At 51.9% G+C, this 24,680-nt stretch carries 23 protein-coding genes and 1 pseudogene; 15 read left to right on the plus strand and 9 right to left on the minus strand.

Annotated features, from left to right (window positions below; genetic code table 11):
* Positions 1 to 70 precede the first annotated feature (70 nt).
* The 3 genes from LRS06_RS16065 (at position 71) to LRS06_RS16075 (ending at position 2,207) form a co-directional block, all read left to right on the plus strand.
* A complete protein-coding gene (locus LRS06_RS16065) occupies positions 71 to 694 on the plus strand; it encodes an OmpA family protein (RefSeq protein ID WP_257872403.1) in 624 nt (207 codons plus the stop codon).
* Between the two features lie 259 nt (positions 695 to 953).
* A complete protein-coding gene (locus LRS06_RS16070) occupies positions 954 to 1,373 on the plus strand; it encodes an AraC family transcriptional regulator (RefSeq protein WP_257872404.1) in 420 nt (139 codons plus the stop codon).
* A 72-nt stretch (positions 1,374 to 1,445) separates the two neighbouring features.
* Positions 1,446 to 2,207 (plus strand): SDR family NAD(P)-dependent oxidoreductase, encoded by a 762-nt coding sequence (locus LRS06_RS16075; RefSeq protein WP_257872405.1) that lies wholly within the window; start codon positions 1,446 to 1,448, stop codon positions 2,205 to 2,207.
* Between the two features lie 79 nt (positions 2,208 to 2,286).
* Here the strand turns inward: LRS06_RS16075 and LRS06_RS16080 are convergent, their stop codons facing one another.
* From LRS06_RS16080 to LRS06_RS16100, 5 genes are all read right to left on the minus strand, one after another.
* Entirely contained in the window at positions 2,287 to 3,150 is an 864-nt protein-coding gene (locus LRS06_RS16080; protein ID WP_257872406.1) for a DUF3667 domain-containing protein, read from the minus strand.
* Between the two features lie 118 nt (positions 3,151 to 3,268).
* Positions 3,269 to 3,433: a hypothetical protein gene (locus LRS06_RS16085; RefSeq protein WP_257872407.1), complete on the minus strand. Its 165-nt coding sequence runs from the start codon at positions 3,431 to 3,433 to the stop codon at positions 3,269 to 3,271.
* Between the two features lie 177 nt (positions 3,434 to 3,610).
* Entirely contained in the window at positions 3,611 to 4,072 is a 462-nt protein-coding gene (locus LRS06_RS16090; protein ID WP_257872408.1) for a hypothetical protein, read from the minus strand.
* Positions 4,073 to 4,150: 78 nt separating this feature from the next.
* Positions 4,151 to 4,741, minus strand: coding sequence for a 2'-5' RNA ligase family protein (locus LRS06_RS16095; protein WP_257872409.1), 591 nt, complete (start codon positions 4,739 to 4,741; stop codon positions 4,151 to 4,153).
* A gap of 133 nt (positions 4,742 to 4,874) precedes the next feature.
* On the minus strand, positions 4,875 to 5,426 hold the full coding sequence (locus LRS06_RS16100) for a DUF1572 domain-containing protein (protein WP_257872410.1): 552 nt from the start codon (positions 5,424 to 5,426) through the stop codon (positions 4,875 to 4,877).
* A 156-nt stretch (positions 5,427 to 5,582) separates the two neighbouring features.
* Between LRS06_RS16100 and LRS06_RS16105 the strand changes: the two genes are divergently transcribed.
* The 6 genes from LRS06_RS16105 (at position 5,583) to LRS06_RS16130 (ending at position 13,520) form a co-directional block, all read left to right on the plus strand.
* The gene (locus tag LRS06_RS16105; RefSeq protein WP_257872411.1) at positions 5,583 to 7,793 is read left to right on the plus strand and encodes a hypothetical protein; all 2,211 of its coding nucleotides are present in this window, start codon (positions 5,583 to 5,585) and stop codon (positions 7,791 to 7,793) included.
* A gap of 13 nt (positions 7,794 to 7,806) precedes the next feature.
* Positions 7,807 to 7,998: a DUF2256 domain-containing protein gene (locus LRS06_RS16110; protein ID WP_257872412.1), complete on the plus strand. Its 192-nt coding sequence runs from the start codon at positions 7,807 to 7,809 to the stop codon at positions 7,996 to 7,998.
* Between the two features lie 209 nt (positions 7,999 to 8,207).
* Positions 8,208 to 8,777: a hypothetical protein gene (locus LRS06_RS16115; RefSeq protein WP_257872413.1), complete on the plus strand. Its 570-nt coding sequence runs from the start codon at positions 8,208 to 8,210 to the stop codon at positions 8,775 to 8,777.
* Between the two features lie 258 nt (positions 8,778 to 9,035).
* A complete protein-coding gene (locus tag LRS06_RS16120; RefSeq protein WP_257872414.1) occupies positions 9,036 to 9,692 on the plus strand; it encodes a hypothetical protein in 657 nt (218 codons plus the stop codon).
* Positions 9,693 to 9,921: 229 nt separating this feature from the next.
* The gene (locus LRS06_RS16125) at positions 9,922 to 10,851 is read left to right on the plus strand and encodes a DUF1837 domain-containing protein (RefSeq protein WP_257872415.1); all 930 of its coding nucleotides are present in this window, start codon (positions 9,922 to 9,924) and stop codon (positions 10,849 to 10,851) included.
* Positions 10,851 to 13,520: a DEAD/DEAH box helicase gene (locus tag LRS06_RS16130; protein WP_257872416.1), complete on the plus strand. Its 2,670-nt coding sequence runs from the start codon at positions 10,851 to 10,853 to the stop codon at positions 13,518 to 13,520. Before LRS06_RS16125 ends, LRS06_RS16130 begins: the two co-directional genes overlap by 1 nt.
* A gap of 187 nt (positions 13,521 to 13,707) precedes the next feature.
* On the opposite strand, the gene LRS06_RS16135 is transcribed toward LRS06_RS16130, so the two are convergent.
* Positions 13,708 to 15,090 carry a hypothetical protein gene (locus tag LRS06_RS16135; RefSeq protein ID WP_257872417.1) on the minus strand — a complete coding sequence of 461 codons (1,383 nt, stop codon included), beginning with the start codon at positions 15,088 to 15,090 and terminating at the stop codon, positions 13,708 to 13,710.
* A 269-nt stretch (positions 15,091 to 15,359) separates the two neighbouring features.
* Between LRS06_RS16135 and LRS06_RS16140 the strand changes: the two genes are divergently transcribed.
* Positions 15,360 to 17,111 carry a hypothetical protein gene (locus tag LRS06_RS16140; protein ID WP_257872418.1) on the plus strand — a complete coding sequence of 584 codons (1,752 nt, stop codon included), beginning with the start codon at positions 15,360 to 15,362 and terminating at the stop codon, positions 17,109 to 17,111.
* Positions 17,112 to 17,321: 210 nt separating this feature from the next.
* Here the strand turns inward: LRS06_RS16140 and LRS06_RS16145 are convergent, their stop codons facing one another.
* The gene (locus LRS06_RS16145; RefSeq protein ID WP_257872419.1) at positions 17,322 to 18,194 is read right to left on the minus strand and encodes a site-specific integrase; all 873 of its coding nucleotides are present in this window, start codon (positions 18,192 to 18,194) and stop codon (positions 17,322 to 17,324) included.
* 157 nt (positions 18,195 to 18,351) lie between these two features.
* Here LRS06_RS16145 and LRS06_RS16150 point away from each other — a divergent pair, with 157 nt between their 5' ends.
* Entirely contained in the window at positions 18,352 to 19,308 is a 957-nt protein-coding gene (locus LRS06_RS16150) for an IS630 family transposase (protein ID WP_257870339.1), read from the plus strand.
* Here the strand turns inward: LRS06_RS16150 and LRS06_RS16155 are convergent.
* The gene (locus tag LRS06_RS16155; RefSeq protein WP_257872420.1) at positions 19,303 to 19,683 is read right to left on the minus strand and encodes an Arm DNA-binding domain-containing protein; all 381 of its coding nucleotides are present in this window, start codon (positions 19,681 to 19,683) and stop codon (positions 19,303 to 19,305) included. The genes LRS06_RS16150 and LRS06_RS16155 overlap by 6 nt on opposite strands.
* Positions 19,684 to 19,802: 119 nt before the next feature.
* On the opposite strand from LRS06_RS16155, the pseudogene LRS06_RS25570 reads away from it, so the two are divergent.
* The 3 genes and pseudogenes from LRS06_RS25570 to LRS06_RS16165 form a co-directional block, all read left to right on the plus strand.
* Positions 19,803 to 19,880: pseudogene (locus LRS06_RS25570) on the plus strand (hypothetical protein); the annotation flags it as partial.
* A 92-nt stretch (positions 19,881 to 19,972) separates the two neighbouring features.
* Entirely contained in the window at positions 19,973 to 21,712 is a 1,740-nt protein-coding gene (locus tag LRS06_RS16160) for an ATP-binding protein (protein WP_257872421.1), read from the plus strand.
* Between the two features lie 127 nt (positions 21,713 to 21,839).
* Positions 21,840 to 22,400, plus strand: coding sequence for a hypothetical protein (locus LRS06_RS16165; protein ID WP_257872422.1), 561 nt, complete (start codon positions 21,840 to 21,842; stop codon positions 22,398 to 22,400).
* A gap of 148 nt (positions 22,401 to 22,548) precedes the next feature.
* Here the strand turns inward: LRS06_RS16165 and LRS06_RS16170 are convergent, their stop codons facing one another.
* Positions 22,549 to 23,187, minus strand: coding sequence for a response regulator transcription factor (locus LRS06_RS16170; protein ID WP_257872423.1), 639 nt, complete (start codon positions 23,185 to 23,187; stop codon positions 22,549 to 22,551).
* A 191-nt stretch (positions 23,188 to 23,378) separates the two neighbouring features.
* Between LRS06_RS16170 and LRS06_RS16175 the strand changes: the two genes are divergently transcribed.
* Positions 23,379 to 24,575, plus strand: coding sequence for a hypothetical protein (locus LRS06_RS16175; protein WP_257872424.1), 1,197 nt, complete (start codon positions 23,379 to 23,381; stop codon positions 24,573 to 24,575).
* The last annotated feature ends 105 nt before the right edge of the window (positions 24,576 to 24,680 follow it).

The raw sequence follows: 24,680 nt of genomic DNA on the forward strand, positions 1-24,680 counted from the left end.
CCAGCCCATGCCGGAGACGAACCTTCCGGCAAGCTCGTCGTAAGAACGCCCCAACCTTTCCCACAGACCCATGAAAACTCCTTTTCTCTCCCTGCTCACCCTCTCGGCCCTCACGCTGGCCAGCTGCGACAGTCTCAACAAGCCCGCCGCCAAAGACGAGCCTCAGGAAGCTACTGCCGATACCGCCGTGGTGTACCGCGACGGTAAAACTGCCGGCGACGTGGCCGATGATGCCGCCAACGGCGCGGAAAATGCCTTCGACATTGCCTCGGCCAAGCTCACCGATACCACTTTCCCCGAAATCAAAACCAAGGGCGTGACCGTGCGCGGCAACGAGGATTACCAGGTGTACTCCGTGGATGAAACCGTGCTCTTCGACACCGACAAGGCCACCATTAAGCCCTCGGCCGCCGCTACCCTGCAGGAAGTTGTTGGCTCCATTGGCCAGCGCCATGCCGACAAGGATGTGCGCGTAATGGGCTTTGCCGACTCGCGTGGCGACGCCAGCTACAATAAAGACCTGGCCCAGCAGCGCGCCAACGCCGTGAAGAGCTACCTCGTGGACACCGGCAAGATGCCCGCCGCCAAAATCAGCACCGAGAGTTTCGGCGAGCAGCAGCCTGCCGCCACCAACGCCACCGCCGCCGGCCGCAAGGAAAACCGCCGCGTAGAGCTGGTGGTGCGCGTACGCTAGACAACCCCGATTTTCTTACAAAGCCTGCCCTTCCGCGCTGTAAGGGCAGGCTTTTGTTTTGGATCGGAGGCTGTTTGTCTTGGTAGAGTACTGTAGAGACGCATACTTGCGTCTCGTCGTTGAACGACAATGGTTGGCGCCGCGCGGCCTGTGTAGTTCAACGACGAGACGCAAGTATGCGTCTCTACATCGGGCTAATAGTTAAAACGAGTCCAACCTTCTGCTTGGCTTAGAGTTGACAAACGCAAAAAAACCGCTTATGCCTACGCCCATCCCCAAAAAGCTCCTGGCCCGCCAGCACGAAATCACGGCCGACTTCACCCGCCTCGTGTACGCCCACGTGGACGACCTGGCCACCGGACGGGCTACGGAAGCGCTGGAAATCCGGGACTTTGCCAGCCAGCTGTGCATTCATCCCACCCACCTGAGCAACACGCTCAAGCTCACCACCGGCGAGGCACCCTGCGCCATTTATGAGCGCAAGCTGGTGGAAGTATCGAAAGAGCTGCTCCGGGACCCGCACCAGAGCATAGCCACGGTGGCCGCCCGCCTCACCTACGACCCATCCAATTTCACCAAGTTCTTCAAGCGCTTCGTGGGCACTACGCCCCGCCAGTACCGGGAGGAGGCGCTACTGGCGCAGCTTGCTCCTGAAAAAACGGAAGCTGTCACCAGTTAAACTGAACTACTCACCAGAGCGCGACGCAGCCGGGGCCAGACCTTTGCGGAGTATTTAACCTACTTCGTTTTTATGAGCACTCGCAAAATAGCGCTGGTAACCGGCGGCAGCCGGGGCCTGGGCAAAAACATGGCCCTGCACCTGGCCCAGAAAGGCATCGGCGTTCTGCTGACCTACCACAGCCAGCAGGCCGACGCCGACCAGGTAGTGGCCGAAATTGAGGAGCAGGGAGGCCAGGCCGCCGCGCTGCCGCTGGATGCCACCAACGTAGCCTCTTTCGACGGCTTTCTGGCGCAGGTGCAGCACACGTTGCGCACCACCTTCGGGGCCGAGAAGTTCGACTTTCTCATCAACAACGCCGGCACGGCCCTGTACGCGCCCTTTGCCGACACCACGGAGGCGCAGTTTGATGAGATGATGAACATCCACCTCAAAGGCCCCTTCTTCCTCACCCAGAAAGCACTACCTCTTATCAACCACGGCGGCCGCATCATCAACATCTCCTCCGGGCTGGCGCGGTTTGCCAACCCCGGCTCTTCCACCTACGCCAGCATGAAGGGCGCAATCGAGGTGCTCACGCGCTACCAGGCCAGGGAGCTGGGCAGCCGCGGTATTGCCGCCAACGTGGTAGCGCCCGGTCCTATTGCCACCGACTTTGGCGGGGGCCGCGTACGCGACAACGAGGAGTTGAACCAGCACCTGGCCGCCGCTACGGCCCTGGGCCGCGTGGGCCTGCCCGACGATATCGGCCCCATCGTAGCCTTCCTCTGCACCGAGGATGCCCGCTGGATCAATGCCCAGCGCATTGAGGGCTCCGGGGGCATATTCGTGTAGCTTCACCAGAAGGCAACTAGCCACCAAACAAAACGCCCGTACGGATTTCGTACGGGCGTTTTTTATAAAAACTATCAGGCTACCGAGGGATGACCGGCTGCGCGGAATGCTGGGTTTTGTGCTTGATGAAGGCCTGGATCTGCTCCCGGTTGAGCATGATCATGATGAACGTAGCTATAGTCAGCGTGATGAGGTAGCCACCCATAGCCGCTGCCCAGCCGCGCAGGTAGCGCCCCACTGCCGACAGCCCGGTGCCTTGCAACAAGCTGCCGTAGGCCCAGCTTTGGTAAGCCAGCGTAAGAAATGTCACGCTCATCATCAGCATCTGCCCGCTGCGGGTGCCATTCAGCAAATACAGCACCGGCAGTACCAGCAAGGTCAGAAAGTGGGAGGTGCCCGTCACGAACGTAGCTACCGTGATGGACTCGGCGTAGTTAAAACCGCCGCGCCGCAGAAACAGACGCACTACCGCCGAGGTGAGGGGCAACAGGGCCACCGCAAACCAGTTGATGTATTTCGAGAAGAACCCAATGAAGCGCTCCTGTGCTATCCGTAGCGCAGCCGGAATGGAAGGGTCGTGGGTATTGTAGGGCCGCAGGTGCAGCACCACGTACAGAAACGTGATAAGCCCGGTAATAATGAGCAGGTAGGAAAGCGGCCGGAAAAACGGCGCCCGTTGCCCCGCCAAGTACCGCTGCAACGTAGGACCCGGTCGGCGCAGCATCTGCTGCAGGGTGTAGGGCAGCCCCTTATCCACGTGCCAGATGCTGTGCGGAATGTCGTGCAGCCAGTGGCCCAGGGTAATGCGCCGGTGCGTGCTGGCTGCCTGCCCGCAGTGGGCGCAGAACTCGTCGTGCAGGGTGGTGCCGCAGTTCAGGCAGGCGTGCGGCGCGGGCTCGATGAGGGCAGCCGTAGCCGGGCTGGAGGCAGAAGTAGCGTGCATAGCAAAGGCCTACGGAAAATGAACCGGCCTAAAAATACAGAATGCCCTGGCACGCTAGGCAAAAAAATAGCCGGTCAGTAAGACCGGCTGGTATCATCAGGGGAAAGCGGGCAATTTACTACCGGCTGATGGGCTGCAGCTCCGAAGCGTTTTTGCGCAGCTCCATTAGCAGCGGCGCATACGCCTGAGCTCCTTGCCGGGCCGCCAGCTGCTGCAGGCGCGTGAGCACGTGCTGTTTGAACTCAATAGGAGAGAAGCGGGGCGAAGACGTGGGCGACTTCATAGGGCAAGCGGCAATAGGAGCGGGCGGGAGGTTAGGCGGAAGCTACAGGCTTGTACGCGGCACCTAATAGAAAGGTGTGGTAGTCTGGCCGGAATTTAACTGCGTAAAAACCAGAAAATTCCGGTGGCAGTCCTGATATGCCGCCACCGGAATCCTGTACGTCAATAATACGCCGAATTACGTGTGAAACAAGGGCCGGGCCGGGTTCCAGATGCCCCACGGAATCATGAGCAGCACCAGCAGCAGGGCCACAGCAAACCATATAAACGCCTTTTTGTGCTTGAGCTCCGGGTCGGTGGCTTTTTTGGAGAGCGTGCGGCCTACCTGTGCGGCTACTACGGCCAGCAGCATGCCTACCAGGTGCTCCACGGCAAAAAAGCGGCCGGTGGGGTCTTTCATCACGGCGCTGCCGGCCGTTTCAAACGCCTTGGCACCCCAGGGGCTGATGAAGTACAGAATGATGCCCAGCAGCAGCTGCAGATGCATAGAGCCCACAAAGGCGGCGCCCATGCCATTGTCGGCACCAACGTAGGGCTTGCGGCCCTGCCAGCCACTCAGGGCGCGGAACAAGGCTATCAGCCCGAAGATGAGGACGAGCCAGCGCGTCCAGGAGTGTAACAGCAGTACGGTTGAGTACATAGCGCGGAAAAAGAGGTGAAGTAGAAGCGGTAAAGGTCGGGGCGCAAAGCCAGATTACAAGCCAAGCGGCTGCAAGCCCTAACGCGCCGCCGCGCCGGAGGCCGCAAACAGGGTAGGCGCGGCCTCGTGCTTGTGGCCCTCAAACGGAAATATCTTCTCCGGCACAAACTTTTCGTCTTCCTGCCGCAGAATCGCCAGGTTGTTGATGCTGAGCTTGAGGTTGAAGGTTTGCTGGTTGAGGTACTGCAGCACCGGCCCCAGCAAATCGGGCGTGGTGTCGTGCAAGGCCAGGGAAATATGCGGCAGCCAGCAGTCGGGCCCGCTGAACTTATCGGTGCGCAAACACAGTGGCGCGGTGGTGCGCAGAATACGCCGATGCAGCTGGTTGAGGCCATCGGAGCGCAGCACCGGGATGTAGATAACCGGGTTAGGTCCCGGAAACACGCCCAGCCCGGTCGTGAAGGCCGCAAACGGCGCCGTAGTGCGCGCCACCTCCTGCAGCACCGCCTTCAGCGACGAGAGCTTGCGTACTCCTGCCAGCTGGTAGGTGATGTGCGGGTCGGGCGTGGCCTGCACGTCGTCGAGCCCGAACTCCGCCTCCAGGCTCTTGATGATGCCATTGATGCGGGCGGCGCTCTGCGGGTTCAGAATGGAGGTGATGGCGAGCATAGAGGAAGATACGCAGCTAGTCTCAGCAGCCGCCTGGGAGGGTTGGCTGCAAGATAAAGGCATTTTGGACATCGGAAGGAGCAGAGACGGAAGCGAAAGAAGGGCGGCGAAGCGCCAGAAAGAAACGGCGGGCTTAGCGGCCGGCCGCCAGCTGCATTTGCTGGTTGAACTGGTGGCTCTGCCCGCGCGGGATGCTGAGCGTTTGCCACTGCGGGCCGCGCCAGAGCTTGGCCAGCACCACCACTTGGCCCACGTGCGCGGCGTAGTGCGCCACCTGCCGCTGCAAAGCCCCCAGCGCCGTGTAGACCTCCCCCCGAATTGTCACGGGCCGCAGCAAATCGGCGGGCTGCATAGCGTCCAGCAGGTCGAACAGAATCTGCCAGGCAGCTTCCCATTCGGCCAGGAGCACGGTGGGCTCGGCCGTGGCGGGCTGCTCAAACTCCTGGTCGCGGCGGCGGGTGGGCTTTTCCCCGTCAGTGATCCAGAAATCGGTAAAGCGGGAGCGGAGGTTGCCCACCATGTGCTGCACCAGCACCGCTACGCTGTTGCTTTCGGGGCCGGGCACCGCCAGCCAGTCGGTGGGCGAGAGTTGAGCCAGGGCACGGTCGGCCAGGGCTTTGTAGCTGGTGAAGGCGTGGCGGATGCTGATCAGCACCGCCGGTCCCAACGCGTCGAGTTCAGCCATAGAGTACGGTACGCAAGGTGTGGTAGCAGGTAAAAGTAGGGGTTCTACGCTACTCCCGCCAGTAGGGTCGTCCGATTTGCGGGTGGGCCCGTCGCAGCTCAACTATTTGCCGGCCTTCACGTTCAGCCTTCGTTTGTCGCCGCTTTTTCCGCTGCTGTGTCCTTATCCGTTCCTGCTACCGTTGCGCCCTCACTGGAGCCACCGGCCGGCCGCCGGCCGCGCTGGCCGTGGTGGGTGGGTGGCTTCCTGCTGCTGCTGGCTGGCCTGGCCCTGGCGGTTCACTTTCTGCTCGACCCCTGGCTGCGCCGCCAGGCCGAGCAGCAGGTAGCCCGGCGCACCCACGGGCGCTACCAGCTGCAGCTCGGGGCACTGCACACCAGCCTCTGGCGCCGCACCCTCACCCTGCACGACATCCGCCTGCGCCCCAGCCGGCAGCTATTGGCATCCGATTCGCTGGCCGTGCAGCTCGCTGCGGCCCGCCTGCGCGTGGCGGGCATTGGCCTCTGGGATTTGGTACGCCGCCGCGTAGTGCCCATCGACAGCATCGTGCTGCAAGCTCCCCACCTGCGCCTGCGGGGCCACCTGCTGCCCTCCCCCGATCCTAGACCCCTGCACCAGCGCCTGCCCCAGGATGGCTTGCGCATTGCGCACCTGGCCGTGCAGGATGCCCGGGCCATCTACCGCCGCAATAGGCAGGACTCGGTGGCCATCGGGCAGGCCCGGGTTATCGGGCAGGATGTGCTGCTAAGCGCGGCCGGCGCCCTCGATACCCAGCGCGTGGCCTACGCCGCTGCCTGGCAGCTGCAGGCCGCTCAGGCCCGGGCGTCGGGCCTGGCGCACCAGCTGCGGCTGGGCAGGCTCACGTTTTCCACCCGTACCGGTCAGCTTCGGCTCGATTCGCTGGGTGTGCAGCCGCTGGTGCCGGTCAGCGCCCGCCGCACGCCGGGCGTGCGGGTTTCGCTGGTGCTGCCCACGGGCACACTTACCGGCCTGCGGGCCCGGCCGCTCAGCCAGGGCACGTTTCGGGCCGACACCCTGCGGCTGCAGCGCCCCACGCTGGCCCTCACCCTGCCCGCGGTGCCCCCGCCGCCCGTGTATGAGGTGCTGGCCGACGTTTTTCCCCGCTTTCAGCTCTCGGCTTTTGCCGTGGACGGGGGGCAAGTGCGGATAGGGGGGCTGGAGAGGGCACCGCAGGCCCGGCAGGTACGCATCCTGGGCCAGCAACTGCGTATCGACAAAGCTGCCGCCGCTGCCCCCGACCGAATCCTGTATGCCCGCAGCTGGGAGGTACGCACCGGGCCGGGCTCGGTACTGTTTGATGCGCCTTTCTACCGCCTGAGCTACCAGCAGCTGGCCTTATCTACCGTGACCCGCAGCCTGAAGCTCAGTACCCTTTTTCTGACGCCCACTATGCCGCTGCGGGAGCTAAGCCAGCGCAAGCGACACCAGATTTCGCACATCCGCGTTTGGGCGCCCCGGCTGCAGGCCACTGGCATCGACTGGGGCCGGCTAACCCGCAGCGGCTACTGGCGCGCCCAGGAGCTGACTCTGACGCGCCCCATAATGCGCGTGGCCGGAGACGGGCGCTACCCCCTTAACCCCAACCGCTCATTGGTGACGCCGGAGCAGCTGCGCCGCCTGCCCGGGCGCTTTGATTTGCGCCGCCTGCGCATCACCGGGGGCAATATCTGGTTTGCGTACCGCTCCCCGCGCAGCCCGCAGCTGGGCCACGTCAGCATCACCGGGCTTACGGGTACCTTCGATAATATCAGCAACGACCCCGCCCGGGTGCGCATGGCGCCGGTAGCGGAGGCCCGGGCCTCCGCCTGGTTTCAGCAGCGTAGTTTCGTGCGGGCCACCATCCGGGTGCCGCTGCTCCGGGCCGACGGACGCCATACCGTGACGGGCTCCTTTGGCCGGGCTCCGTTCAGCATTCTGAACCCGATTACGGTGCCGGGCCGCTCGGCCCGGTTTCGGAGCGGCACGGTGGAACAGGTGCGGTTTGCCTTCACCGCCGACCAGCGGGGCGTAGAGGGGCAGATGTGGGCCCGCTACTCCGACCTGCATCTGAAGCTCCTCACCGAGCATAGGGACCGGGGCCTGAAGAAGGTGCTGGTGAAGGCTAAGTCGAAGCTGGTGGATGGGCTGCTGATTCGCAACAACAACCCGCGCCGGCCTGGCCAGGAGCTGAAAGTGGGCACCATTCAGTCGAGCCGCGACGGGCGCCTGTCGGTATTTGCCATCTGGCAGCAGGCGCTTATCAGCGGGATGCTGCACAGCCTGGGGGTGCCGCTGAAAATAGCCCGGCAGACCAGCGAAACATCCTCGGCGCCCGCCACCATGCCCGCACCCGGCACCGTGCGCTAACCTCTGCTTCACTATGCCCCGCGCTTCTTCCCTGCCCACCAAACTCATCAAAGGCAACCTGCCCAGCAAAACCTGCCTGACCTGCGGCCGGCCCTTCGAGTACCGCAAGAAGTGGCGCAGCTGCTGGGATGAGGTGAAGTACTGCGGGGAGAAATGTCAGCGCAACAAGAAAAGGCTATTTCCAGCTAATGGAGAGGGTTTCTGAAGGTGAAAAGCTGCTGTGTATCAATTTTAGCCTGCTGGGCTAATTTAAGCCTGCTAAGGAAGCGACTTTAGTGGTGGTTCCTGAAATTGCACTTATTAGCGAAGCTTCTGTGTAATATACGAAAATGACAGAACATAAGGGAGGATGATTTAGGTTGATATAGATTACTAGTAGTTTCAGCTTTCTAAGCCTTAATACTACTCTCCATAATGCTCCTTGATCTAATAGATAGATATTCAACAGCTACTATCTCTGTTGCTCAAACTACATACATGATCTTGGAGGTTGAAGGAGGTAAGATCAGGGTTGACTTCCGAGAGAAAGCAGAAGCTATCCTTAAGCCAGGTAGGGGAGGGGCATTAACCTATTACACCCATCATCCTCTGCTTGACCATTACAATGAGGATAAGACAACAATCTATATTAACTCTCCTCCCAATGATCCAGAGGCGCTGTATATAGAGCTTCAGCAGGCTATTGCTAGCAGTCCTCAAAAATGGGTAGATACACAGAGTGCTTACGCCAACCTTGATTTCAAATCACTCTCAATAGATTACACGATAGGGAAGGGGACTATTAAAGAGGTGCTGATACAGGGCAAAGGAATGCTTCTCAGTTCAGTTCCTCCCTCAATAGCTAATAGGGTACTTGCAGCATGTGAGAAGCATAGACTAGCTACTAAGACCTTCTCTGAGCCAAATCCTAATCAGTATTCTCTTCTGTCTATTGGACCAAGCTATGTGATTGCGAAAGGCTTTGCAGTCCATCAACTCCAATAGTATAGGCTTCTACAAACTCATATCTCCTCTCTGTTGGCCTGCTAATCAATCTGAGTAAGAAAGTCCACTCTATTAGGAGAGGTCTCTCAGATGCTTTCTTTTGTGCACTCTAAAAGGAATCATTACATTAGTCTCCTGCAATGTTTCTTAGCTACACAAACAGGCCCCCGTACCTGATTCTCGAAGCTTAGACGGGGCCTTTCTTGGATGTAAGCTAAAGAAAGCACTTGTATTAAAATTTTTATTAAAAAATCAATAATGGATAACATCACGATCTGGATTGCAATTCTATCATTTGCTAGTTCGTTGGTAGTTGTTTTAATCACTTCGTGTGTAACACTTGTTTCAAAAAGGATAGATGCTCAGCAAAAAAGGGATGAACATCTATTAGCTCTACAGAAAATTTACTTAACCAGGAAAATAGAGGTAGCTGAAAAGACGGTAGGTCGTTGGAATCTGCATATTAGTAAATTGAACTGGGCACATAATTATTACAGTAATTTAGATTTAAGTAAAAATGTGACAGATACTGAATTTCAAATTCAGGAAAATATTGCAAATGTAATAAATGCTAAAGTTATTGATATTCAATTTTCATCTGATGATTATCAAAATGTCTATTTTGATAATATTGTATTAGTGGAGGATAGTAATATTATTGTAATTGCTTTAAACAAAGTTTATGAAGAATTAAATTCGTTAATTATCGAAATATCAAGGTTGGCTGAATCTTACTTGTCGGAGGAAGATGTTGCTGAAAAGCGTATTATTCTTAATGCATATAATATTGCTGAAGATAGTTTTGAAGCCAAGCGAACAGAGTATCTTCGAATGAATATTGAATTAAAAAACATATTTGAAGAAAGTGCTAAACATATAAGGCAGCAATTGCTGGCATCTTATGATCCTGTGTAAATTAAAGTTTAACGGTTGTATTTTCTGAAAGAGAAACGACTTAAAGCTATATAATAGAGAGAAGAGGCTATTATTGAAATGGTGTTCACAGAATTCATAGGCCTTGAACATAGGTTCGCCCTTTTACTAATTGACCTTGCTAATAATAGATGACTGCTGATTTGGATCGTTCAAAAAAAGCAATAAAATTTACTAAACGGGTGATAAATCCATTTCTCTTAATGAAAATATGAGCGCCATAGACTGGAATAAATTAATTAAGATTGAAGATAAGTGGATAGAGAAACACTTGCTCTCTCAAACAACATCTAGAGATACCAAAGTGGTAGTCAGAGGCTATTCGATTCCCTTTTCAGGAACAAAGAATAGTTATAAGAACTTTGCGGTAGCATTAAGCGAAATAATAGGAGAGTTTACACATGATAAGTCTCAGTTATCAAGATTAGGAATTCTGAAAGCAAATAAAAATGCTCAAAAGATATTTGGTAATATAGATCCGTCTAAGGATGGCCGTTATGGAGAGTTGATTTTGTTTGCTATAGTAGAGAGTATATTAAGATGCCCTATGGTATCACATAAGATCCCATCTAGTTTTCATGATCAAGTCAAGGGAGGTGATGGTATTTTTATTGGTGATTATGAATATAAGAAAGGCGAATATAATACTGCAATACTTATTGGCGAGTCAAAAATTTGGCAAAATTACTCAGCTGCACTTGATGATTCACTTGCTTCAGTAGATAGATTTCATGATAGTACCTCTGGTCCAAGATTTAATTCTCAGGAATTCTTAGTGGCAAAAAGAGGAATAGCGTTGAGTGATGATTTTGATCCAGAAGTCCTTTATAATTATCTGTCGCCAGAAACTACTGAGCATCGAAGTTGTATTATGGTGCATCCTACTTTTATTATGTACGAGACTAATACAATTAATACTATAGAAAGAAAAGCGCTTACTGCTATTGAAGCTGAAACATTAATAAAGAATTATATTTCGAGTAGACATTCAGATCATATTAATTTAATAAATGAGAAGCTTGCTCTCTTCTCTAATCTAAATGCTGTGTACTTAGACTTCTTTATACTTCCTGTAAAGAGTGTTGATGATTTTAGAAAAGAAGTATTCTATGAAATTCACGGAATAAACTACACGAAATAATGACGAACTCACTAGCAGTAGATAAATTAAGTGTAAGTCATTCAATAACCTCTGTTATTCATGACTTGACTCGTGCTTTCGTGTATAAAAAATTTCTTTCAAAAAGAATAGACATTGATTTCAGTCGATTAAAAAAAGCTGGTTGGATATGCTCAATATTAGCTGAGAGTGAGAATGAAGTTCATAAACAGCAAGCTCAGGTCTTTGCGATTCTTCTTCACCTATATGGGGGTGATAAAGAAGAGTATGATAAATTGAGTTATGTGATACTTTCCAGAGTTGGCAACTTGTTATCCACAAAATTTCTTACTAGTCTTTTTAACAATAACATTATTGCTTCAAATAACTTTAGATATGAGTTTGGGCAACTATTGAATATCGAATTGGCTTCAGATAGAATAGGTAAGATTATACAAATAAATGACAACGAAGTATTGACAACATCATTTCAGTTGGATTTGTGGAATAAGCTGTATTCTGACAAGAATATATCAATTTCTGCTCCTACTTCGGCGGGCAAATCATACATTATACAAAATTTTATTCAAGACTATTATTTTAGTAATGCAAATGCACAAGGGTTGTATATTGTTCCTACAAAAGCTCTGATCAATCAAGCAAGTGATGACTTGAGGAGGATGCTTAAGGAGACAAATGTAAGGACTTCATTTATTGAAGATGAATCAATTGAGAATCCGGAAGGCGAGTCTTTATATCAACCTATCCCATCTGGGAGAATAATTTATGTATTAACTCCAGAAAGGTGCCTCAGGCTTCTGGAAAAATCAGAAAAAGCTAAGTTCTCGCCTAATATAATATTTATTGATGAAATTCAAAATATCGAAGATACAGGCGGGCATGGTGCATTATTTGAGTTTGTATTAGAGTCAATTTCTGTTTCGTTTCCTAGTGCTAAAATAATAACAGCAGGGCCGTTTATTAACAATGAAAAGGCTGTATTTGAAGAGATATTTAATCTTCCTGTTACGTCTTGCGTAACATCTTTGCCTCCTGTTTTTCAGCTCCAAACAATAATTCGTAATACTAAGTCAGATAATAAATTAGATCTCTTTGTTAATGATACAGCAAAAAGCGAACAATTTAAAATATCTATTGATGTTGATTTTAGTTTAGCATATGAGCTAAGCCTGAACAAAGGTGTAGCGTTTGCAAAGACTATTAGAGCGTTAGTCCCTAGCTCTTCACAGCAAAGCTTGGTATACTGCCCTAAGACTAACCTGGCGGAGTCTTGGGCACTCAAGCTGGAAGAGTACTCTCAAGCTGAAACAGAACTCTCAGATGAACTTCAGGAGTTAATTGATTTCATAGCTACAGAAATACATCCAAAGTACTATTTGATTAAATGCCTCAAAAAGAATATTGCTTTCCATCATAGCCGTCTACCTGATATTGTAAGGAAAGAAGTAGAGGATTTATTTAAACAAGGTGATATAAGTGTATTGTATTGTACTGCGACTTTATTGCAGGGAGTTAATCTGCCAGCGCATAATCTTTTTATTACATCGCCTAAAAAGCGAACCTTAGATTTGTCCTCTTTTGAATTCGGCAACCTTATAGGAAGAGCAGGAAGGATTAGGGACTCTCTTTATGGGGTAGTATATTGTATAGAGGATAATGAAGATGCCAAGCAGTGGGCTGAAACATTTTATAATGCTTCTTACACAAAGGATATCATCCCAGCTACAAGGAAGGCTTTACAGAACACTGTATCTATAGTGGATAATGCTGATAAAAGCAGTGTTGATATAAGAGATGAACAGGTGGCTTCTGTGTTAACCACTCTGAGGCATAAATACATTCATTTGCCAGAAGGTTTTAGCTCATATTTGTATGCTAAAAAGTTAAATCAAGAAGATATACTAAAGTTGTTAGTTCCTATTAGAGCGAGTTTAGAATCGGTTACTTTGCCAAGAGAAATTTTGAGATTAAATCCTGGTATTGATCCTTTATTGCAGAGTGTTCTATATGAAGTAATTAAAAAGGAAGGTATTGTAAACTGGGTAATTGTTTATAATGGATCTAATTTCTACAAAAGAATTAAGCAGGAAAATATTGTTGGTTATAAATACGATGAGTTGAGTTTCTATTGGCAATTCAATGCTCTTTGCGAGAAGTTAGATTATATTTTTCAATTATCTTCAGAGTCTTTTTTTAAGCATGATATTGGTTTGCCAATAAAGGTTATTGCTTATTCAGGATATAGATGGTTGACTAGCACGCCATTGAAAGAAATAATTTCTAGTGATATTAATTACCATGTAGATCGGTTTGGTCTTGATGCTAATGATGATAAAGCAGTAAACAAGCGTATCAGTGCGGTTATAAATATTCAGTCTAAAATTGTTACATTTATGTTGGCTAAATATTTTAAGTTATTATCGGATTTGCTGAATTACATAATGAATGATGAAGAAAGAGAAAAATATAAGTTTACTTTGTCTTTGCCATTGATGATTGAGCTTGGTACTACTGAGCCATATGTAATACAATTGATTTCTGCTGGAATTACACGTAGCGTAGCTTTGCAAATTTTTAATGAATTTAAAAAGATTAGAGGGTTTAAGGAGCTTGATATTATTTTATGGATTCAAGATTCTTCTAATTTAATTGGTATCAGTAAGGTATCTGAAGAAGCAAGGGTTTGTTAAACACTGATATAGAGCAGTTATAGGTGTATTTAATAGTTCTAAATTGTTTATGAGGTGTTAAAAGGCTTGCGTAATCTGGGTAAACTAGGGCTGACAAAAACTTATGACACTTGACAAAAATGAGTAGTAACCTTTGTGAGGGATGCAATATCTTACCTCCCCTCTAGGATTCTCAATGTCTTTGTACTCAGAAAACTATTTCATCTCCTGCTTCAAAAGACTCTTTCTGCTGGTCATTCTTAACCATATAGAATAAAGGTGGAGAAACAAGCACTCTTACAGGTTTTGATTCTGCTTTATCACTTTGGACAATATCCTCAGACACTTGACTAGCCTTTGCAATAGCAGCAGGCTCAGCTTCAATCTGCTTAGTAGCAGCCTTTGCAAAAGAACCTGAAACCTTAACCATAGCAGCAGCAACAGCATCAGCTTGCCTCTTAGATTCATCATTGGAATCTTCTGATACCTCAATAACTGGTTTAGGCTTAGGTCGAAATGCACCAGCGGCCTTAGCTATGATGTAATCATCTACCCTTTTCCTATTAGCAATAAGCTTGCTCAATAATTCCTCATTATCAGGAGCAATACTCTGTGCCAAATTTATAGCAACTTCAAAGCTAATGCCTGCATCAGTAGGCTTATCTAATGCTAACTGGCTCTCACCTAAAGCATTAATTAACATGGGTTTCAATAGCTTTTCACCCATTAACTCACCCTTTGCTAGCATCCCAATAGTATCTGATATTAGCGTGAGTGCTTCCTTATGCTGATTGTTTGCAGCTAATTCATCTGCTTGGACCAAGTAGTCTTTAGCACTCATTTCAGGCTTAACAGCAGGCAGAACACCAAATGAAGCCATCGCTTTAGTACTTGCTTCTAATAATGCTTGAGCATTCATCTTGACTTTATTCTCAATACCCCCTGAATGCTCATTTACTGGCTTATCATTAACCCTACGGACTTTATTATATTTATCAAAGTACATATATAGCGCCTTATCTTCGTTTGCTTTGATTTTATTCCATATAACAATGTTGGTAGGCTCAAATAAAGCTACATTGTACGAAGCATCCTTAAAACAGTCAATTGCTTTATGTTCAATGTTCAATGCTAAATAATATTCTCCAATTGAATTTTGCAGATAATGACGTGATTTTTTATCTGTGTGAAGTAGTGCCTTTTCTAATAACTGAATGGCTTCTTTATGATTATTTTTAGATATAGCCTCACTAGCTTGGTCTAAATAATGCTTAGCACTTGTATTAGCAACGATATTAGGACCAAACTCATCTAACACTTCCTGACTCCACAATTCCATAAGTCCAGCCGGTGTGTCAGATGGATTAAATTTCATTTTAGCAGCCTGAATATGTTTCTGAGCATTTAGTTCATCCATTGCCCTTTCAGCTTGACTTCGAGAGCCTAAGCCAGTAACTAGGGCTTTCATTTGGAATGATTTATAAAAATCTTCTACCTCTATTGATTTGCAGTTATAGGCAGTTGCGATTATCCTCAAGCTCTCTTGTTTATGAGCTGGTTTACTGGATGAAGTTTTTTTGTTCCAAAACATGAGGCTAGTTTGCTAAATGGACAAACACTCTATTGAGTGGCTTTTGAACCTCAGGAATGTAATAAGTGCCTAACATATTATCACTATTTACTAGGAATATTGATATTTTATACCTATATTTGTATAACAAAAACAAGAAAGGCAGCCTAGTGGATTGCCTCTTTTTTGAGTTGATGATAGACATTTTATAATTCAAGGTGTTCTAACCAATATTAAATGTCTATTATTTTTTACGTATTTAAATTTTATTTAATAAAAAACACAACGTCATGAATACAAAAACAATTATTATTCCAGCAGGAACTGAGTATCTGTCTGAAATTATAAAATCACTTCCTGCAAATTGCTTATTTGACAAAGGAAAGGTAGGCTGCGGAGGAACAACTATAGCAATTAAAGACGAAAAACCTACTGTTATAGCAGTACCCTTTATTTCACTGATTGAGAGCAAGGTTAACCAACACGAGAATGTCTTAGGTGTAACTGCTGAGGTAACCGCTACAGAAATTGATAAGTATGTCAAATCTGCTAAGGTTCCTAAGATTATAGTTACTTATGATAGCTTGCCCAAAGTAATAGATCATATCACACCATCTGAATATAATTTACTGGTTGATGAATACCACTTGTTGTTTACACAATATTCCTTTAGAGGTGATTCTGCTATCAAGGCAGTCCTTAAATCTTATAAGGAGTTTAGGGAATACTGCTTTATGACTGCAACAGTATTAGAAGAGGAGTTTGTTTTAGATGAATTATCAGATATTCCTTTAGTGTCAGCAGTATGGGAAGATGCAAGAGAGGTTACTGTTAATTCTACCAAATGTGAGAAAGGTATAAAATCAACAGTAATAAACCGAATTAACGAATTTTTAAGCGGATCTACTGATGGCAATGCTTATTTTTTTGTTAACTCTGTAGACTTTATTAAAGAGATGGTTAAAGCATGCAACTTAAATGATGATAATACTAGAGCGATCTGGGGTAAGAGTAATAGAAAAAATCCTGGATTAAATAGAGGTTCATCTATTGATAAGCCAAAGAAAATCAATTTTTTGACTAGCACTTGCTTTGAAGGGTGTGACTTTTATGATGAAGATGCTAAGATTCACATAGTGTCTGATGGATCAAAAGCACACACATTAATAGATATTTCAACCTCTTTGCAACAGATAGCAGGGCGAGTTAGAAATACAAAGCATTGGCAGGATATAAGTCACATCTTTACAACCACTAGATATAGCGGAAATATGACTTATGAAGAATATAAGTTATCAACTGAAAAGTCGATAAAGGATGATAAGAAAGATGTGGAGATACTTAATGAATTAACTGAAAGAAATAAGAAGAATTTCAATGAGAATGAAAACTATATCACTAAATCCCATGGAAAATTCGTATTTGATGCAAATAAAGTTAAAGTAGATTTATACAATTTTAAGCAGACTCATTTTCTTTACAAAGCAAGAATCAACGTTACTAACGCTTTAGTCACTAATGGCTTTAGAGTAGTAGAACGCACTACTAATATTAAGAATGAAGTAGTTAATATGGATAACGTAGATGCTAGCTTCAAGGAGGTTGTAATAAAGCTTAAAGAGTTGGAAAATTCGGATGAATATGATATTATAGATGTAACCATGCTAAATACTACATTGCATGAAGCAGCATTTATAAAATATCCATTCTTAAAACAAATTCTTTCCGATAAAGCGTTAGGGTTTAAATTCGTAGAGGATAATAAATACATTCAAACAAATATCAAAAATAAGTTAATTGCTTTGTCTGACAGATCGGAATATAATAAGGTTTTCAAACTCCTTGTCAATTCTGGCAAAGTAGCTATTGGTAGCTTTATTAGCTCAGAAGATGCAAAGAAACTAATTGCGAAAGTATACAGTAGTTTGGATATCAAGATCTCTCCTAAAGGAACTGAGATTAATAAGTATTTCGAGACTAAGCCCAAAACGAATAGAGTAAGAGGGTATGTAATAGTGAGGGCAAGGGCACTATTCTTATAGGCCAGAACAATGGTCCAATACATTTTCATATACATTACACACCATAAATTAAAAAATGTCTTATATATTATATATAAAAATAATCATACTTTTATAAGGCCATGGGGGCCATTAGTAGGCTTGATAGGTTGAGACTACTCATATCATATAACAGAGAGTGTAGCACAGAGTCAGGAGTGATCCTTTCCCTGTGCTTCTCGTCTTTCATGGCTATACAAATACCTTGGCTATCTCCTCAGTTTGGTTTGAAGTCAAATGAGCATAATGCTCCATAATCATCTTTAAGTCTGAATGACCTACCCACCCCTTAATAGTGGCTGGGTTAACACCATTCTGTAAGCATAGATTTATGAAGGTTTTACGGCCTGCATGAGCACTTATTAGCTCTGCTTTAGGTCTGACCTCTCTTTGCCTGTTGGTGCCTGTATAGTGGATAATTTCTTCTAACACATTTAAGGAAGGAATCAAGGCACATACTTTCTTGATTTGGGTATTGAACTCGCTGACTGCTACTCTCTTCAATGAGTAGTTGTTTCTCTCAAGTATCTCAATTGCTTGGCTAGATAGAGGAATGCTTACAGTAGTATTGGTTTTGTTGGTAGTCAGGCTAACCATTCCATTCCTGACATTGGCCTTAGTAAAGAAAACATCAGACCATCGCAATCCAGTAAGGCACATTATAGCTAATATGTCCCTCACTCTTTGATGCCTTGGATTATCAAGCTCCAAGCTCAATAAATCTGCTAATTCATTCTTAGTAAGATAAATAAGATTCTTATTTTTGAGCTTTTTAACATTTACAAACTTGGTTAGCTCTTTGGTATTAAGCTCAAGTGCCTCTGCAAAATGATGGATTACAGCCCTGAACTTGATGAAAATGGACCTAATAGTTAAATTCCTCAAGCCTCTAGCAATCAACCAGTCTCTAAAGCTGTCCATCACTGATAAAGTGATTTCATCAATCCTTAGCGAAGGTTTAAACTCATTGACTAAGTTTCTCAGATTGACATACAGCTTTAATGTCTTGCTATCAACGAGTTGCTTCTTTTCCTCAATATGCCTAGTAATGAATCCTGAGAACAAAGCTCCCTCATAGATGCCTAGTTTGATTTCAGCATTTTTGATTTCAAGTTTCTTGCTTGCTACAGCCTGCTCTAGTAGTTGTAACTCTTGCTGTAGCCTGCTATAGCGGTTTCGTGAACGGTGTAGCTGCTTTTACACAAGATACGTACCGCGTTGTATGCAAGCCTATTCTTTGGATTTGCGCCAGCGCGTGGCGCAGGCGCTGGCCGAGCCGGGTGCCCGGCAGGCGCAGGTGGCGGCCCGCTTTTGCGTGAGCCTGGCCTTCGTGGGCAAACTGCTGCGTCGGCAGCGGCACACCGGTTCGCTGGCGGCGCTGCCCGGCCGGGGCGGGCCGCCGCGGTGCCTGGACGCGGCGGCGCAGGCCTGGCTGGTGGTGCAGGTCGGGCGCCAGTCGGACGCGACGCTGGCCGAGTTGCGCGACGCGCTAGCGGCCGACACGGGGCAGCGGGTGAGTGTGGGCGTCATCTGGCGCGTGCTGGACGAGCACGGGCTACGCCGCAAAAAAAGCCTGCACGCCACCGAGCGTGACACGCAACGCGTGCACGAACTGCGGCGTCAGTATGTGGAAACAGTGAGCGCGCGCGGCGACGTGCACCGGTTTTACTTTCTGGACGAGACCGGTCTGCGCCTAGATTACACGCGGCGTTACGCGCGGGCCGTGGGCGGCCGGCGCGCGGGCGGGGCCGTGCCGCTGCGGCGCGGTAAGAGCCTGACGCTGATCGGGGCGCTGGGCGTGCGCGGGCTCAAAGCCGTGCAGGTGCTGGATGGAGCGTTAGACCAGCGCAGATTCGCCTTCTACATCAGCCAAGTGCTGGGTCCGCAACTGCGCCGCGGCGACGTGCTGGTGCTCGACAACCTGCCGGTGCATAAGCTCGGCGGCTTGCAAGAGGAACTGGCCCGGCGCGGCGTCGAGGTGCTGTTTTTGCCGCCCTACTCGCCCGACTTTGCCCCCGTTGAGCAGGCCTGGAGCAAGCTCAAAACCAAGCTCCGTCAGGCCCAAGCCCGTACCCGCCAGGCGCTGGAGCAAGCGTTGCAAACCGCCATCGACTGGATTACCAGCCGCGACGCCAAAGCCTGGTTTAACCACTGCGGCTACCACGTACACCGTTCATGATTCCGCTATAACATGAGTAATGGCTTGAGTAACTTGTAATGGCTGCTGATTCTTCTTCTGTCCTGCCTCAAGTCTAAGAGTAGTGATTTCGGTATACTCAATAGCCATACTGTGAGTGTCTGGCTCACCTCCTCTGCCTAATATATTTCTCGCTGCTGTCTCAATATCCTCATATACCTGTGCTATGCAAGCATTCCACTCGGGAGCCATAGGTAGTTTATTACTAATCTTTCCGGTGGTTTGATTGAAGTACTTGAGTTGTACTGCAACACCTGTAGCTTTCACAAAAGGGCTGCCTTCATGAGTATGCTTTATACTAATTGGGTGCTCTCCTTTCTTATTTTCAGGGCGAAGTATAAATGTGATTTTGGACATTTTGAATTTGGGTTTTGGTTTCTAATAGCCTGATCACAGTTGATTTTATGTGTCAATCTGTGTATCAAAGCATGTATCAATGAGAAATCAAAAACCCTCTTTCCACTAACTGAGAGCCATTTTGGGATGAAGTGAAGTACTGCGGGGAGAAATGCCAGCGCAACAAGCCCCGCACTGAGGCGCCGCCGACGGCCTGAGTTGAGTTGCTTCGAGCCCGGATAGCATGGCCGCCATTCAGGCTGTACCTTGGGGCGCCGCGTCGGCTGTGGGCGCCGGCCAGCGGTTTGCTATGAAGAAGTGGTTGTATTGTCTGATGAGCGTGTGTATGCTGGCTTTGCCGGGGTGGGCGGCTTCCCTCACCCGCCTCGACAGCCTGCGCCAGCTTGGGCGCTGGCCGCTGACAGTGCAGCTGGCGGTAGCAACTCGCCGGGTGACGCCGGCCACCGCGCCGTTGGTTGGTGAGCTGGTGCGCCGCCCGGGAGTGCCGCGGGCGGTGCGGGTCGAGCTGCTGGCCAACTTGGCCGGCCACTACCTGCACGAAAACCAGCCCAGCCTGGCCATCATCCAGATGCTGCAAACCCGGCGCATGGCCCTGGCCGACCACGACTCCAGCCGCCTGAGCACGGCCTGCGAGTGGCTTTGCTACGCCTATTCTCTGCTGAAAGACCCCCGACCCGGCCTGCGCTACGGCCAGGAGGCCCTGCGCACGGTACCCGCCCACGACCCGGACCAGGCCCGGCGCCTGACGGGCATCTATTTCAACCTGGCCGACTGCGCCGCCCTCATTCCCGACTACCCGCTGGCCGCGCGCTACTACCGGCAGGCGCTGCGCCTGACGCGGCAAACCCAGGACTCGGCCAACACCGCCGTGGCGCTGGCCAGCCTAGCTACCTATGCCCTCCGGCAGCAGCAGCTGCCCCAGGCCGCACAGCTACTCGACTCGGCCTACGCCAGCTACCTACCTCCGCGCTACCTGGGTGTGCAGCTGGTGCTGGACCTGCTGCGGGGTACGCTGGCCCGGCAGCAGGGGCAGTACACCGCGGCCGTGCAGTGGCTGGAGCCTGCCCGCGCCCGCGCCCGCCAGGCCCGGCAGCTGAACGATGAGCTGCAGGCCCTGAAGGAGCTGGTGCCGGCCCTGAGCCAGCTGGGGCGCTACCGCGAAGCCCTGGTGCACCAGCAGCGCCTCACCGTGCTGCGCGACAGTATGTTTGAGGAGTCCAGTGCCCGCCACGCCCGCGAGATGCACACCCTCTACCAAACCCAGGAAAAGGAGCAGCAGCTGACCCGACTGCGCCTGCGCACCCAGGCCCGCGAAACCCTGCTCCGGCAGCGCACCCTGCTGTTCGTGGGGGTGCTGGTAGGTGTGGGGCTGCTGGTCACGCTGGTAATTGTGCGGCAGCGGGCCCGCCATATACTGGCTACAACCGCTGAGGCCCTGCGCGTGCGCAACCGTATTGCCGCCGACCTGCACGATGAGGTAGGGACCCTGCTCACCCGCGTGAGCCTGCAGGCCGAGCTGCTGCGCCAGACCCAGCCTGCGCCCCAGCCCGCCCTCGACCGCCTGCTGACCAACAGCCGCGCCGCCGCCGGCACCATGCGCGACATTGTGTGGAGCATTGATGCCGAAGCCGACACCGTGGGGGCTCTGCTCGACCGGATGCGTGACCACCTCGACCAGACGGCCGTGCCCGCCGGCCTGGAAACGCACCTCGAAGCCAGCGGCCTGCACGACCACAACCCCATTGCGCCCGTCGTGCGCCAGCACCTCTACCTGGTTTTCAAAGAAGCCGTGACCAACGCCGCGCGCCATGCCCGCGGGGCCACCCAGGTGCAGGTGAAGCTGGAGAAAACGCCCGGCACCCTGCAGCTCACCGTGCTCGACGATGCACCCGCAGCCTCAGCTCCGGCCCCCCGCAGCGGTATGGGCCTGCGCAACATGCGCCAGCGCGCCGAGGCCCTGTGCGGCCAGCTGCAGGCCGGCCCTATGCCGGGCGGGGGCTTCCGGGTGCAGCTGCGCTTGCCCGCGTAGCTACTGGCTCTTTTGTGGCTCATAGCATAGCGCCGGGCGCATAAACAGCCCCGCAGCGGCGTTAGGCTATACGCTAAGCGGCGGACCTGCCGTTGGCTGTCGGGGCTGAACCAACATGCTTGCTTCTATGGCACGAGTAACCGGAAACAGTTTATTGCGGGGTATCAGTGGCAAGCTCGGCGGGCTGGTAGTCCGGCAGGTGGGCGACCAGACTATCGTGTCGGCGGCGGAAGGGGAGAAGCCGGGGCCTGGCTCGCCCCGGCAGCAAGCTCAGCGCTACCGCATGTACCACGCGCAGTGCTACGCCAACGCCCAGATGCAGGACCCGGCCGCCAAAGCCCTCTACTCCACGGGCATCAACGGCCGGCTCACCAGCTCCCGGCTGTTAGCTATTACCGATTTCCTGCGGGCTCCCAAAATCACGGCCGTGGACCTGAGCGCCTACCACGGCCGGCCCCGCGACCTGGTGCGCGTGCTGGCCACCGACGACTTTGCCGTGACGGCCGTGCTGCTGCGTTTCTTTGGCGGCGCCGGGGCGCTGCTGGGGGAGGTAGCAGCCGTGCTCCAGGCCGATGGCAGCTGGCAGGCTCCGGCCCCCGCTGCCCTGGCCACTGAGCGCGCCCTTCATCTGGAAGTAACCGCCTTCGACCGCCCCGGCAACCGCACCGTGCAATCCTGCGCTCTGTAAGGCGGCCTGTATATTATGCAAATGCGGTGTGCTGCCTGGGTGAGCCTTCCCTGAGCAAAGTCCAGAGGCAGTCTAGAAGAAGCCTAGAAGCAGTATAGAGGCACTATCTGCGAAATATCCAACTTGTCTTCCTTTACCCACTGCGGGCCTAGAGCTGGCCTTTGGCGGCCCGGCTCATCAGCTCGGTGCGGCTGCCTACTTCCAGCTTCTTGTAGATGCGCTTGACGTAGGTACGCACCGTTTCTACCGACAGCTCGAGGCGGGTGGCTACCTGCTTGTCGCTCAGGCCATCGACCATAGCCTGCACCACTTCCCGCTCCCGGGCCGACAGCAGGTCGGACTGCAGGGTGGCCGAGGGCTTGAAGTGGGCCAGCACCTTGCGGGCCACGGCCCGGCTCATGGGGGCCCCGCCCCGGGCGGCTTCCAGCACAGCGGCTTTGTATTCTTCGAGGGAGGAGTTCTTGAGCACGTAGCCCGAGGCCCCGGCACACAGCGCCCGGTAGATGCGGTCGGCATCATCGAACACGGTTTGCATGATGATTTCGACCTCGGGCAGGCGCTGGCGCAGCAGGGGCAGGGCATCGAGGCCGCTGAGGCCGGGCAGGTGGATGTCGAGCAGCAGCACCTGGGGCGGCTGCAGCACATCGGGCAGCTGCTGCAGGAAGCTTTCTACCGACTCGGCCAGCAGCACGCACCGCAGCTCGGGCTGGCGGCACAGGTAGCCGTGCAGCAGCTCGCGCACTTCGGGGTCGTCTTCGATCAAAGCCAGCCGGACGGGGAAATTCATGGCTGCAAAGGACGGGGCTGGGCGTCGATGGCGCAACTGCCGCCTTACCCGCAAATGCGGTACAGCGCAGGCTTGAAAGACTGACGGCGCCCCGGCATATTTGTGGGGCTGCTTTGGTAGCTTCAGCTGGCCGCTGCCGGTACGGGCTACCGCATGCCGCATTTCGTTTTCTTTCACCTTACCCTCTTGCTATGCAAAACGTTACGCTTCTGTCTCTGGCCTCGCTGCTCACGCTGCCGGCCCTGGCTCAAACCCCCATTACCCTCACCCAGGCTACCTTTCCGGCCTCAGCGGCCACGGTAGAAAGGTACCAGGATGCTGCCCTGCCCACCGGAGCGGCCCCTACACCCACCGGCGCCAACCAAACCTGGGACTACCGCACGCTCGTGGCAGAAGGAGCGCCCTACACCATTGCGCGGGAACCCGCCCCGGCCACGGGCGGCATTGCCGACGCTCAGTGGATGCAGCCCCGGCAGGCCGTATTTGGTAATCTGGCTTACAACTACACGGTGTATGGAGCACTGGCTCCCAACGGCTGGCTGGCGCTGGGCCGCACGATGGAGCGGCAGGAAGCCTCTATTACGGCCATTACGGGCGGGCCCAACGACAAGGTGGTGGTGGACGCACAAACCCTGCGCTACGGCCCCGAGGGTGTGGCCAACCTGCCCCTGCCCCTTACGGCCAGCGACGTGAGCCGGCGCTCTTTCCGGGTAGCCACTGAGGGCACGCTCACGGTCCAGGCCCTTCTCCTCAATAATGCCCCCATCCGCCTGGTACAGCGCTACACTTATGTCGATTCGGTGGCGGGCTGGGGCAGGCTGCAGATTCCGGTGGCGGGCCGCCCGGCCGGCTCCGATGCCTTGCCGGTGCTGCAGATTCGCAGCCGCTCCATCCGACAGGACAGCGTGTATCTTTTCGGCCAGCCGGCTCCGGCCATTCTGCTTTCGTCCTTTGGAATGCAGCAGGGAGGCAAGACACCTTTTTACTTCGACCAGTTCTGGCGCAACAACTCGGCTCAGCCGGTACTGGACCTCTACTATACCTCGCGCGAGTACGGCACCCCCGTTGCGGCCGACTATTCCACCGAAAGCAACGTAGTAACGGCCCGGCGCGCCTCGGTGCTGGCCGTAGGCAGCCAGGCTTGGCCCAACCCCTTCCGCCAGGGCCAGGCCCTGCGCCTGACGCTGCCCGGTGCCAAGCCCGGCCTGCCCCTGCAGCTGACGGTGCAGGATGCCCTGGGCCGCACGGTGCTGCGCCAGTCCCTGCCGCTGCTGAACGGAGCCGCCTCCCTGCCCGCCGAGGCCACGGCGGCGCTGCGCCCGGGCCTCTACACCCTCACGGCGCGGCAGGGCACCGAGCAGACCACCATGCGGCTGGTGCGCCAGTAGTACAAGCTGGTTAGGGTTACTGGAGACGCCCCGTTGGCCGGAAAGCTGACGGGGCGTCTCCGCTTGGCCGCAAATGTGCGCCGATACCCCCAAATGCGGTACACG

The sequence above is a fragment of the Hymenobacter sp. J193 genome, from assembly GCF_024700075.1.
Classification (GTDB): domain Bacteria; phylum Bacteroidota; class Bacteroidia; order Cytophagales; family Hymenobacteraceae; genus Hymenobacter.